Genomic DNA, 12,549 nt, shown 5'->3' with positions numbered 1-12,549 from the left:
ACGGGATAGGGAAGTCATGCGCAGCCATTGCATGGGTGCGTGTTGACTGGCGAGCAGTATCCCCAGAGTGCGTTACCTCTTAAACCAACCCGCGGTTGATTGACTCGAAACCGTGGCTTGGGAATGCCCGACGACCCGATACGCGGTCGATATCCCCACCCGCCAACAACTCGTAAGCGACCAGGCCGTCGCATGCGCATCGATGCAAGTTCATGCGTCGTGCCGCTCTTTGGTGATCGCCAATGCTTTGCCGCAGCCCGAAGACCAATATGGCCTGTCGGATCGCGAGTGTCCGGCATGCTCAATGGGGTCTGCCACGAAGATCACCAAGAGTTCACCACCCCACCAGGCCGCACCATTTCATTCTGTGAGAATGGCCTTCACGTTAGTCGAACCAGGGGCTATCTAATGTCGCCCAGGAATGAAGCGCGCTGACTGGCTTGGCGCGGGCCTGAACTGTTCTGGCCGTTGGACGACAGTCATCCTATGATCCGCAAGACGTTGTTCGATCAGGAACAATCGACTCATGCCATCCGACAGGCGAATTTCCAGCGGCGAGCAGGCGTCGGACACGGCGCCAGGATGGTTGCGCTGGCTGCCCGGCATGGTGATGCTCAGGGAGTATCGGGCTGCCTGGTTGCCAAAGGACGTGGCCGCCGGATTGGTGCTGACGACCATGCTGGTGCCCGTGGGCATTGCCTACGCGGAAGCTTCTGGCGTCCCCGGTGTCTACGGCCTCTACGCTACGATCATTCCGCTGCTCGCGTACGCCGTGTTTGGTCCCAGCCGAATTCTTGTGCTTGGCCCGGACTCCTCCCTCGCAGCGCCGATCCTCGCCATTGTTACGCCCATCGCCGCCGGCGACCCATCGCGCGCCATCGCTGTTGCCAGCATGCTGGCGATCGTCTCCGGCCTGTTCTGCATCGTCATGGGGCTGCTGCGCCTGGGCTTCATTACCGAGCTACTGTCCAAGCCGATTCGATACGGCTACATGAATGGCATCGCGCTTGCCGTTTTGATCAGTCAGTTGCCGAAGCTCTTCGGGGTCTCCATCGATGAGCAAGGGCCGCTGCGAGATCTTCTGAATCTGGGGAAGACGATCGCTGCGGGGCAAACCAACTGGTACAGCTTCGCCGTGGGTGCCGGGACTCTCGTACTGATCCTGTGCTTCAAACGCTTCAAGAGGCTGCCGAGCATCCTCATTGCGGTTGTCGTGGCGACGTTATGCGTCACCGTCTTCAAGCTCGATAATGTCGGCGTGAAAGTATTGGGCAAGATTCCCCAGGGGTTGCCGACGTTTGCGTTCCCTTGGGCAAGTGATGTCGATCTGGTGAAGATACTGCTCGGCGGCTGTGCCGTGGCGCTGATTTCATTTGCGGATACCAGCGTGCTGTCGCGAACCTTTGCAGCACGGTCCCACAGTCGCGTGGATCCGAACCAGGAAATGGTGGGCCTGGGCTCGGCGAACCTTGCGGCAGGTCTCTTTCAGGGTTTTCCGATCAGCAGCAGTTCGTCGCGCACTCCGGTGGCGGAAGCTGCGGGCGCAAGAACGCAAGTGACCGGTGTCGTCGGTGCGCTGGCTGTGGCCGTGCTTCTGTTGGCAGCACCCAATCTGATGCGCAACGTGCCTAACAGTGCCCTGGCAGCGGTCGTCATTGCCGCCGCCATTGGACTGTTCGAATTTGCCGACCTCAAGCGCATCTACCGTATCCAGCAATGGGAATTCTGGCTTTCTTTCGCCTGTTTTGCCGGCGTCGCGGTATTCGGTGCGATTCCGGGCATCTGCCTGGCAGTGGTCATCGCGATCGTCGAATTTTTGTGGGATGGCTGGCGACCGCATTACGCCGTGCTGGGTCGCGTGGAAGGTTTGCGCGGATATCACGACATAAAGCGCTATCCGCAGGCGGCACAGATTTCGGGGCTTTTGCTTTTTCGCTGGGATGCGCCCCTCTTCTTTGCCAATGCCGAGCTGTTCCAGGAGCGTTTGCTGGAAGCTGTCGAAGCATCACCAACGCCCGTAAAAAGAGTCGTCGTGGCGGCCGAACCCGTGACCAGCGTCGATGTCACTTCCGCCGACATGCTGCGGGAACTGAGCCGAATCCTGAGGGAGCGCGGAATCACCCTGCATTTTGCCGAGATGAAGGATCCGGTTCGCGACAAACTCAAACGTTTCGAGCTGACCGACATTATGAGTGATCAGAGCTTCCACCCTACTCTGGGTAGCGCGGTCGATGACTATCTCAGGAACCCATGATGGCGCTGGAACCTGGTAGTTCACGGGCAAATGCAGGCCAACCCTGCCCGCCTCGCAAAGCATGCACCGAGCACCTTCACGTGACGGCGTGAACCATTCGCTATCGGGACGTGGGCCAGCGCCGCGCGATCACGCCGTAACGACGGAAACCATCTTTCGGATGAGTGGCGCAACGATTACAACAAGAGGCAGCATGATGGCCCACGAGTAGCAATAGGCAACGATCCAGTGGTTGAAGAATGTTCCACTGGAATGGAATGGCGCGCTGGCAATGGCCGCCGCAATCGCACAAGTGATCCCTGATTGAATCGCGCCAAAGACGTAGTGGCAGTGTCTCTTCGGAATCTTGAGCATATGCATCACCCTCAGGCATCAGTTGTGACGACGTTTGCGCGGAAAGCTCTCTGGGCTCTTCTCGCAAATCCGGTTACTGAGCTGATTTCAGACTGCGATGAATCTCAAGCGCATTGCGTTCCACCCAGTTGTGCTGAAGCAATCCATCTTCGCGGACGTGTATGACCGCAGTCCCGGTCATGCGAATGGGCGTCTGGCATGGCTCCGCTCCCATGAACCCATTGTTCTTCCCCGTGACTACCCAACGGGTAACGACACGATCGCCTGTTGCGTTCTGGAACATTTCTACCACTTCGAAGTTGAAGTCATTGATGGAGTCCAGGAATAACTTCACCCAAGCCTTGAACCTATGACGCGGCCCGATCAGGACACCGCCAGATGTGACGGAGAAGTCCTCCGCCACGATATGGTCCGCAGCGTCGGGATTCTCTCCCTGCCATACCTCTCGCCAGAACCGCTCAACAATTTCCACTGCACTTTTCTGAATCATGACCTGTCTCCTGCGCTTGGCACGAATGCAAATTTGTTCGCCCGCAACATCTGACGTCGATGCAGCGGAAGTCGATGCGCAGAAGTTTCCGGCCTTGCCATCAAGAAGTAAAACGAATTATATTTCTTTCATCTAGCAATTTTATTCATTGATATGACTATGCCTGACGTCGAACTTGACCTGTTGAGAGCCTTCATCGCGGTGGCTGACATGGGAAGTTTTACTGCAGCCGCAGAAGTGATTGGCCGCACGCAATCTGCGGTCAGTCAAAAGGTATTGCGCCTGGAAGATGCGCTGCAGATGCGCCTGTTCGATAGGACGAGTCGCTCTCTCCTCCTCACCAAGGATGGTGAGCGCGTTCTGACCGCAGGCCGACGCCTGTTGGCTCAGTACGAATCGTTCGTGCAGGAGCTGCGCGGCCCGTCAAAGATTTCCAGCATTAGGCTTGGGATGACGGAGAACCTGATGCAGACGGAGTTACCAAAGGTATTGGCAGGCCTTGGTGACCGCTATCCCGACGCCAGGCTCGACTTGATGACAGGCCCAAGTGAGGAGCTGCTGGCAGCGTACGACGCGCAAGAGCTGGATGTCGTTATTGCCAGAACCTCGAAGGAAGGCGCGCTTCGGCGAGGTCGCGTGATCTGGCGTGAGCAGCTGGTTTGGGCGGCGAACGCCGAGTTCCGCAAGGACTCCTTAGGGCCGACGCGACTGGTGATGATGCGACCGCCCTGTGCCTATCGACAAACCATGATCGATGCACTCGAATCCGCGGGGCAGGAATGGATCACGGCCTGCACTGTCAGCAACCTCGGTAGCGTGCGTGCAGCCGTGCTGGGCGGTTTGGGCGTGACTGTCCTGGGCAAATCGCTCGTGCAGGAAGGAATGAAGGTCATTCCTGCGTCCCGGCAGTGGCCGTCTTTACCCACCATAGACATCTCCGTACTTGGCGAATCGCCGGAGACGCGGCAGTTTGTGCAGACGCTTGGCTCTCTCTTGATAGAGGCACTGAGCGAAAAAACCGGCGGGCGTCTCAAGAGCGTGAAGTGATCGCATCAGGCGCCGACCCTGAGAGTAGCTTCCCCTCGAAGCCGCCACTCAAACTTCGCGTCACTTGGCGCTGTTCGCGCCACGCCACCCTGTAGCAACCAGGAACTGACCGCATTTCGTGCCCTGCTCCGTGATGCGGCTGCAGCGGCCATCGACGCAACCTTCCATGGCTTAACCGGCACTCACGCGGACAACACCCGTTTGCCCCAGAAAGAAGGTAGTCGGCGGCATGCATAGTGAGAGCAGTACCACGAAATCATTCTGACCTCGAAGCGAGATCGTGTAGTGCGCGACAGGCTTCAGAGGATGGCGCTGGATCTGTTGCCCAAGGGAGCGGACGTGCTCGACTTTGGTGCTGGAACCGGCATTAATGCATAAAACGTATGCCGCTAACGGGCACCTGACTATCGTGTATGAACCTCCTGAAGCGATGCGCGAGTACCTGTCCAATCTGACCGGATTCCGCGACAACAACTACGACGTAGCCGGTAACCGCACCCATCGGGTCCTTAACGGCACCGCGTCCACGTTCACGGTGGAGGTCACATGCAATCGACTCGTCAGCACTTCGGGCGCAATCAACACCACTTGGCTCTACCAACTCGCCATTTCATCGATTGATCAGCCCGGTGGGGCAGAGCTATGTGATAGGTCACCGCCACGACGGCGGCCGTAAACCATTTGCCCCTAATACAGCACATACCTCTTGGGGCATAAGCACGTTCATGCCTCGCAAGCGTGTGCCTGGAGCGCCAGTCATTCGCAATCCCACTGCGCCTGTGCGTGGGCGACCTTCGCAAGTTCGCTCAAGCAACGGCGCCAATAGATATCGGTAGGTCTTGCTTCAAGCTTGAGCCGCAAGAAACAAAAACGACCATCCGAGGAAATCCGCCCACAATGTCCGCACTCAGCCAACCATTTCCGGAAGCGCGCCTCACGGCCGCATCGCGGCCCGCACACGTCGTCCTCGGGGTTAATAATTTCTGCAATCTGCGTTGTGTCATGTGTGACGTTGGCACCGCCAATACCGAGACGAATTTCGGCGCAAATTTGATGGGAGCACAGACGCGATCCATGCCGTGGGAGCTGTTCCAGCGCATCGCCGACGATATGGCGGCCTTCTGTCCCGAAGCGCGCCTGGGCTTTGCATTCACCGAGCCGCTCGCCTGGCGTCCGCTTGGTGACGCATTGGCATACGCCTCTACGCTGGGCTTGCATACGACGGTCACCACCAACGGCCTGCTCCTGCCAAGACGGGCAGCAGAGTTGGCTGCGGGCCGCTGTCGCGGTCTGTTCGTCTCGCTCGATGGTCCTGAGGCTCTCCATGATCGCATCCGGCGCCATGTCGGCAGCTTCGCACGGGCCGTAGAGGGGATCAGTGCCATAGCGGCGCTACAGGACGCGCCCGAGATCTCCGTCTTCTGCACGATCAGCGAATACAACGTCGGTCACCTCAAGACCTTCCTCACCGACATCAGTGATCTACCGCTAAAGCAGGTTGGGTTAATTCACAATAATTTCGTGACGCCCGCGCAGGCCAACGAACATAATGCGCTCTATGGCGCGACGTATCCTGCCACGCCCTCGAATGTCTTCGAATCCGATCCGACGAAGATCGACATCGCTCACCTGGCCGACGAACTGGCCGACATCAAGGCGGCGAATTGGCCGTTCTCGGTCACGATCCAGCCCGATCGCACGAGCGAGGCTGACCTCGACATCTATTATCGCCATCCCTCGCAATTTGTTGGCCGCCGCTGCCACGACGCCTTTCGCATCCTGATGGTCGACGCTGATGGCGAGTCGGTGCCAGTTCATGGCCGGTGCTATCGGTTTCCGATCGCCAATGTCAGGGACGCCGGCCTTGAAGGTATCTGGAAGCACTCGAGCATAGAAGCGTTGCGGGTAGCGCTCGCCGAGGCCGGAGGCCTTCTGCCTGCCTGCAGCCGGTGTTGCGGCGGCTTTGGCACGTAGAGTCGATTCCTCGCCGCCTGGGCGCGCGCTGACTGCCTCGGCAAAGATATGATCGATCCACCCTGTGCCGCCACCGCAGCGTCTGTTTCGGTAGCGGATTCGATGCCGGCTAGTCATGGATCGCTCCCATCGATTTTTTGTTTTCGGACTTGTCCGCGCCAGGGCTCGAAGTCGGTCAGCCCCTTTTCCGAAAGCACAAATTTTTGGAGGTTTCCCATCGTGCGCATCGACAAGGCAGACCACAAGTTGCATCGCAATCAGGATTCTTACCTTGGCCGGCGAGGCGCCCTACCCTCGGACATGAGACGCAACGCCGGAAAGACTTCCATCGAAGTACCGCAAGGCAAGCGCGTGCTTTCATGAAATCTATTGCACCAAAGAAGCAGATGAACGACGCGGGGCTTTATTGCCGCGCTCGTGATGTCGACGTTCTTGATGGGCTCAAGTTTCGTGGCCGGCAAAATCCTGCTCGGCGCTGGGATCCCACCACTGCTTCTGGTCGGATGGCGATTCTTCGCTGCGGCGATTGCCACGCTGCCGCTGATCTATCTGGACAATCGAAGGGTGCGGCTTGCTATTTTTCCGCCTCAAGCATCACTGCGTGATGCAGCACTTGTCGTCGTTATCGGCATGCTTCAAACCGCAGCAGTCATGGGCTTGCTGTTCTTGGCAATGCAGTGGATATCCGCGTCAACGGCGGCCATCCTGCTCTTTACCAACCCCATATGGGTGGCTGTACTCGGACGGCTGTTCCTCGGTGAGCCACTTCATGGCGCCCGGGTGGCTGGGCTGGCGTTTGGCGCTGTAGGCGTCGCCTTGGCCATCGGCCTTGGCCCAACCGCGTTTGCCGGTGGCGTCGCGGTAAGGGGCGAACTCATTGGGCTTGCGTCTGCTCTGTGCTGGGCAAGTGCGACGATCATCAATAAGCGCGCTCGCCTGCCCTTCGGATCGTGGAGCCTGAGCTTCTGGCAGATGCTTATTGGCTCGATGGTCGTTCTGATTGTCGCGTATGGTGCTGCCGGCGAACGCTGGCCAGCGCTCATGACCACGTCCCATTGGGTGTGGTTCTTTTGGCTTGCTATCCCGGCATCCACCGGTTCTTTCGGTTTGTGGTTCGTCGCGCTCGGCAAAGGTGGAGCCACGAGAACCAGCGGTTATCTGCTCCTGGCCCCGCTCTTCACCGTCATCTTGTCATTCTTCATTCTTCATACATCGCTTTCATGGCTGCAGGCGACGGGTGGCTTGCTGATTGGGTTGACGCTCTAGCTCGTCAATCGTGAGCTACCAGCGCGCTCGCCCCAGGAGCGGATTCGCGAAGCACAGAGCGAAGGTGAGCCTTAAAAGCCATTAATACCGTCGGTATCCAGTGCCAAGGCGGGATACTCATAGACCGCGAGCAAACCATCGCGCGGTAGAGCGCAGCTACACAGCCAGACGAACCGACTTGCCACCGCATCACGGCGGCGTTGCGCAGCTACATGACCTCAAGCGGGTCGAGCGTCTTTACCCATGCGTTCGCGATGAGCGGCCTGTTTTGCCCGGTTTCCACACACCGCCATGCTGCACCAGCGACGCGCCCGGCCGCGCGTCCGATCGACGAACAACAAAGTGCACGTCGGACCCTGACACGCCTTCACGTCCACAAAATTCTCGGAACACACCAGGTCGGCCATCGTTTGTGCAAGCGGAATCAGCAAGGTTTCCGGCGACCTCCACCGACGACTCACCTGCCACTCCAGGCCCGTCATGGCATTCCCATCGCCGGAGCCTGCCGTGCTCGCGACGACTTGACCGAACTCTTCATCACGCGCGAGGACGCGATTCAAGGGTCCGAGTTCGGTTATCGCAGAGCGCGTCAGCCGCTTGCCCTTATGAGACACCACGAATCCGCGAAACCATTCGCGGAGAGTCCTCGCCTGGTTCGCCACGGCGTCCAATTCGCCAGGCAACACCGACGCGCGGAACGTGTCCAGCACATCGGCTGGCACCAGATCCGCCTCTCGAAGCCAGGACAACAAACCCTCGCCGTCATCCAACCATTCGACTTGCGTATCGACAGGCACCGCGACCGAATTGAGGAAATCCAACCCTGGCGCATCAGCCACAAATATCGCCGGCAGCCTCGCTTCTTTCTCTGTCATGAACATTCCCTCTCGGTCACTAAATGATGAGCAGACACTTCCGCACGCCCAAATTAACGTAACCACTCTAACGCCTATTGACAAGTTACGCAATTCGCCCAACACTAACGACCAGCCGGCTACCGTGGAGGCTAAATCCCTCTGGCAAGGGATCTCACGGGGCGACTTCCTGACTCAGCCCAACCCCAGGCAGGTATCGATATGAATAGCCAAACTTCCCATCCGGATCGAGTTATTTCCTTCTCCGATGGCGTTTTCGCGATCATTATTACACTTCTGGTGTTGGAGCTAAGGGCCCCGCAGGAGGCTACCGTGGTGGGGTTGCTGGCGTTATGGCCATCAGCGGTAGCCTATGGGGTCAGCTACCTCTTTCTGGCCATCGTGTGGGTTAACCATCACCACCTGATGCGCCACGCGGCCGCTGCTACGCCCCGATTGATGTGGGCGAACTTTGCGCATCTTTTTACGGTGTCGCTCATGCCGTTCACGACGGCATGGATTGCCCAAACGCATCTCGCCGCCCTGCCGGTCGCGGTGTATGCAGTGGTGTTTGTGTTGATCAATGTGACCTACCTGTTCCTCTGCATGGAGGCGATGGACAAACAGCGCGCCCCGGATCTGACACCGGCGACGCGTCGCATGATGCGCATGCGATCGATCGTGACGCTTGGCGTGTTTGCCTTGGCTGCCGGTTTGGCGCTGATTTCACCTGTCGCGGCACTAGGCCTGATTTCCGCCTGTCTGTTGGTCTACGTGCGCCCCGATGCGCCGACTGCATCTGACGGGGTTGCCGCATCAGCACCCCGTAAGCGCCGCCTGTTTACCCGTCTGTCGCATGCCCATTGAGTCACGCGAAGGTGAATGAATATGAGTCCTGAAATGGCTACCCCTATTGTTGTTCTGGTTCATGGCGCCTGGGTGGACGGCTCAAGCTGGAGCGCCGTGATTGAGAGGCTGCAAAGCCAACAGCTTAAGGTCGTTGCGGCTCCCCTGCCCTTGACTTCGCTGTCGGAAGATATCGCAGCACTGACGGCAACCATCGAGCGCCTCGATCGCCCTGTACTGCTGGTTGGTCACGCGTATGCGGGTGCTGTCATCGCTGGTGTGCAGAGTGATCAAGTGACCGGCCTGGTTTTCATAGCGGGGCTAGCGCCAGCAGAGGGTGAAACGGTGGCGGAGGTGTTTACAAGAAATCCTCCTCACGCCCTCGCACCGCAGCTTGCGCCGGGGCCGGATGGGTTCATGTGGTTGCCGGTCGAGGCATTTGCGCAGGCGTTCGCACAGCACGCATCGTCGACAACGGCGGCAGTCATGGCAGCGACGCAACGCCCGATCTCGGTTCGCGCGATTCAAGAGCCATCACCGCCACCGACCTGGGCGTTTCAGCCAACGTGGTACTTCATTGCCGAAGATGACCGCATGATTCCACTGGAGACGCAGCGCTTTGTTGCTGCGCGCATGGGAGCGACCGTGCATTCAGGCGCGGTGGATCACGTGCCCATGGTGACGGCGCCCGAGGTGGTTGTGGAAATCATCAACGAGGCCCTGGAAGCCATTGGTACGAATCGCGCGACTTCCTCGACTAGCAAACGTGTTTAAACAGGTTACTAAATCTACTGAGCGAGGCACCCGACCATGACCACAGTCACCTACAAGACAGTCAACGTTGATGGAACGGACATTTTTTACCGAGAGGCCGGCGACCCGTCGGCACCCACTCTTTTGCTTCTGCATGGGTTCCCCAGCTCAGGCCATATGTTTCGCGACCTGATTCCCCAGCTGGCGGACAAATACCACGTGGTGGCACCCGACCTTCCGGGGTTTGGGCGATCGGCAATGCCGCCGCGAGAGAGTTTCCGTTACACCTTTGAGAATCTTGCCGACGTCATGTCGAGATTCACGGAAGTCGCGGGACTCAAGCGTTTTGCCCTATACATCTTCGACTACGGCTCGCCGGTAGGCTTGCGTATGGCGTTGAAGCACCCCGAGCGCGTGTTCGCCATCGTTTCGCAGAATGGCAATGCCTACGAAGAAGGCTTGAGCAGCGGTTGGGATCCCATCCGCACGTATTGGCAGGCTCCCACACAGGCCAATCGTGACGCGTTGCGCCCCTTCCTTGCGCCGGAGACGACGTACTGGCAATACACGCAAGGGGTGTCCGACCCATCCCTGGTTTCGCCAGATGGCTATTCGCTGGACAACTTCTACATGGCGCGTCCAGGCGCGCATGAAGTACAGCTTGACCTCCTGCTCGATTACGCCAGCAACGTCGCGCTATACCCGGAATTCCACGCCTACTTCCGCAAGCATCAGCCTGCGCTCCTCGCCGTCTGGGGCGACAAGGATCCGTTCTTCCTTCCTCCAGGCGCCGAGGCATTCAAGCGGGACATTCCCTCCGCACAGGTGCGCTTCTTCGATACGGGCCATTTTGCTCTCGAGACGCACCATCAACAGATCGCTTCTGCGATCCGTGAGTTCCTCGCCGCCAACGTCAAGTCGAAAGGCTAAGACACGGGCACGGAATCAAGTGGTGAAGTTGTGCCTGCCTTGTCGCGCTATCCGAAGGCGCCACTCTGCTTTAAGCAAAGTGGCGCTTGACGAGGGTAATCATTGAGGAGTGCACCGATGAAGCAACCATCAGTCGCGATCGTGAGTGGAGCAAGCCAGGGCATTGGTCGGGCAACGGCCATTCGACTGGCACAGGATTTTTCACATGTGGCGCTGGTGGCGCGCCATCGTGACCACCTCGAAGAGACGGCGAATTCCGTGAGGGAGCACGGGGCCGAACCTCTGGTCATCGATGTCGATCTTGGTCGTGTTGAATCACCGGAGCTGGTGGTCACCCGCACGCTCGAACGTTTTGGTCGAATCGATGCGCTGTTGAATATCGCCGGCGCCGTGCCGCAAATCGATCTCTTCGAAATGACCGATGAACAGTGGAATAGCGGCATGGAGCTCAAGCTGCATGGCGCCCGTCGGCTCACCATTCGGGCGTGGGAAGCGCTGAAGCAAGCCCGCGGTGCAGTGGTACTGACGTCGGGCAACTCGGCAGTATTTCCGAAAGCTCCTTACGCAGCGGTGGGCACCATCAATGCCGCGATTGTGGCGCTCGCCAAAGCCTTCGCGGAGCGGGGCTTAAGGGACGGGGTCCAGGTCAACAGTGTATTGCCCGGCCCCATCATGACCGGACGGCGTCGCAGCTATCTCGCGAAATGGGCGGTGGATCATGCCGTGCGAGAGGACGAGGCCACGAAAACCTTTCTTGCACAGTCGGGCATCGATCGCTACGGACGTCCGGAGGAAATTGCCGATCTGCTGGCTTTCCTCGTGTCGCCGAATGCACGTTGGCTGACCGGCTCAGCGGTTCGAATGGATGGTGGCGAGGTCACGTCCATCTAATGCGCTTCATCCCACGCCAATGTCAGATCCCCGGTACCGCCGAAACTGTCGTGCAACGCATCGAATAGCACGTCACTAGTGACAAGGGCTACTACCCGGATTCAACGCAACAAAAGTCGGACGTTGGGCAATGGCTACGAGGTCCCCGTCGGCCTATTTTTACAGACCTGTCCAACGGAGTTATGTCATGTACGAAGCTTCATCCATTTCCGTGGCCCCTGATGCCGCGCACCTGTCCTGGACACGATCATGATTGCGTTGCAGGATCTTCGGAACCAGTGGGGTACGGCGCGCTGGGCGCCGCTGCCCATCCGTCTTATCGTGGGCTACGGCTTTTTGGAGCATGGCCTCGCAAAGCTGCAGAAAGGCCCGGAACACTTTGTCGATATCGTTCAAGCGATCGGCACGCCGCTGCCACATCTGATGGCCTGGCTCACCATCTGGGTCGAGTTGCTCGGTGGCATCTTCATGATACTGGGTGCCTTCGTGACCTTGCTCAGCGTGCCCATGGCCATGGTGCTATTGGTCGCCATGTTCACCGTGCATCTCCAGTTCGGGTTCACCTCCATCAAATTGATTGCGGTGACCGCCGAAGGGCCCAAGTTTGGTCCTCCCGGCATAGAAACCGACCTGCTTTATCTGGCGGGACTGTTTTCGCTCGTGTTGAGTGGCCCTGGTCCGCTTTCGCTCGATCATTGGGTCTCCAGGAAACTCCGGAAGAAGAAATAGATCAGGAACCGTTCGGAGGGAAAGCCCGGCCCTCCAGCGGATCATTCGGCACGAATGATGGGGCCTTGTCGCCGACTTTCACGGCACGACCGGCCTGACGCGAAACGCCTGACGCAGCCGTCACCCTCGCCATGACGGAGTGCATTTCGACAACCCATGGT

At 58.7% G+C, this 12,549-nt stretch carries 12 protein-coding genes; 9 read left to right on the top strand and 3 right to left on the bottom strand.

The annotated features are described in order from the left end of the window. The first annotated feature begins 526 nt into the window (after window positions 1-526). Window positions 527-2,254 carry a SulP family inorganic anion transporter gene (locus AC3CBN_RS14250; protein WP_488633671.1) on the top strand — a complete coding sequence of 576 codons (1,728 nt, stop codon included), beginning with the start codon at window positions 527-529 and terminating at the stop codon, window positions 2,252-2,254. 129 nt (window positions 2,255-2,383) lie between these two features. Here the strand turns inward: AC3CBN_RS14250 and AC3CBN_RS14245 are convergent, their stop codons facing one another. Both AC3CBN_RS14245 and AC3CBN_RS14240 read right to left on the bottom strand, forming a co-directional pair. Then, window positions 2,384-2,608, bottom strand: coding sequence for a DUF2798 domain-containing protein (locus tag AC3CBN_RS14245; RefSeq protein ID WP_488633670.1), 225 nt, complete (start codon window positions 2,606-2,608; stop codon window positions 2,384-2,386). 73 nt (window positions 2,609-2,681) lie between these two features. Then, window positions 2,682-3,098 carry an ester cyclase gene (locus tag AC3CBN_RS14240; RefSeq protein WP_488633669.1) on the bottom strand — a complete coding sequence of 139 codons (417 nt, stop codon included), beginning with the start codon at window positions 3,096-3,098 and terminating at the stop codon, window positions 2,682-2,684. Window positions 3,099-3,257: 159 nt separating this feature from the next. Here AC3CBN_RS14240 and AC3CBN_RS14235 point away from each other — a divergent pair, with 159 nt between their 5' ends. The 3 genes from AC3CBN_RS14235 to AC3CBN_RS14225 all read left to right on the top strand — a co-directional run bounded on the left by AC3CBN_RS14235 (window position 3,258) and on the right by AC3CBN_RS14225 (window position 7,385). Then, window positions 3,258-4,145, top strand: a complete 888-nt coding sequence (locus AC3CBN_RS14235) for a LysR family transcriptional regulator (RefSeq protein ID WP_488633668.1) — start codon at window positions 3,258-3,260, stop codon at window positions 4,143-4,145. Window positions 4,146-5,042: 897 nt separating this feature from the next. Further along, window positions 5,043-6,119, top strand: a complete 1,077-nt coding sequence (locus AC3CBN_RS14230) for a radical SAM protein (RefSeq protein WP_488633667.1) — start codon at window positions 5,043-5,045, stop codon at window positions 6,117-6,119. A gap of 420 nt (window positions 6,120-6,539) precedes the next feature. Then, window positions 6,540-7,385, top strand: coding sequence for a DMT family transporter (locus AC3CBN_RS14225; protein ID WP_488633666.1), 846 nt, complete (start codon window positions 6,540-6,542; stop codon window positions 7,383-7,385). Window positions 7,386-7,603: 218 nt separating this feature from the next. Here AC3CBN_RS14225 and AC3CBN_RS14220 read toward each other — a convergent pair whose 3' ends face one another. Beyond that, complete coding sequence (locus AC3CBN_RS14220; RefSeq protein WP_488633665.1) at window positions 7,604-8,260, bottom strand: CGNR zinc finger domain-containing protein; 657 nt, start codon at window positions 8,258-8,260, stop codon at window positions 7,604-7,606. A gap of 201 nt (window positions 8,261-8,461) precedes the next feature. On the opposite strand from AC3CBN_RS14220, the gene AC3CBN_RS14215 reads away from it, so the two are divergent. The 5 genes from AC3CBN_RS14215 to AC3CBN_RS14195 all read left to right on the top strand — a co-directional run bounded on the left by AC3CBN_RS14215 (window position 8,462) and on the right by AC3CBN_RS14195 (window position 12,388). Continuing rightward, on the top strand, window positions 8,462-9,106 hold the full coding sequence (locus AC3CBN_RS14215; protein ID WP_488633664.1) for a TMEM175 family protein: 645 nt from the start codon (window positions 8,462-8,464) through the stop codon (window positions 9,104-9,106). A 33-nt stretch (window positions 9,107-9,139) separates the two neighbouring features. After that, complete coding sequence (locus tag AC3CBN_RS14210; RefSeq protein WP_488633663.1) at window positions 9,140-9,859, top strand: alpha/beta fold hydrolase; 720 nt, start codon at window positions 9,140-9,142, stop codon at window positions 9,857-9,859. A gap of 36 nt (window positions 9,860-9,895) precedes the next feature. Then, window positions 9,896-10,768, top strand: coding sequence for an alpha/beta fold hydrolase (locus tag AC3CBN_RS14205; protein WP_488633662.1), 873 nt, complete (start codon window positions 9,896-9,898; stop codon window positions 10,766-10,768). A gap of 117 nt (window positions 10,769-10,885) precedes the next feature. After that, the gene (locus AC3CBN_RS14200) at window positions 10,886-11,659 is read left to right on the top strand and encodes an SDR family oxidoreductase (protein WP_488633661.1); all 774 of its coding nucleotides are present in this window, start codon (window positions 10,886-10,888) and stop codon (window positions 11,657-11,659) included. A gap of 249 nt (window positions 11,660-11,908) precedes the next feature. After that, a complete protein-coding gene (locus AC3CBN_RS14195) occupies window positions 11,909-12,388 on the top strand; it encodes an HvfX family Cu-binding RiPP maturation protein (RefSeq protein WP_488633660.1) in 480 nt (159 codons plus the stop codon). The last annotated feature ends 161 nt before the right edge of the window (window positions 12,389-12,549 follow it).

This window comes from Dyella sp. OK584, from assembly GCF_057787755.1.
Note: the sequence above shows the minus strand (reverse complement) of the source record. Positions and strands in the feature narration are given on the sequence as shown.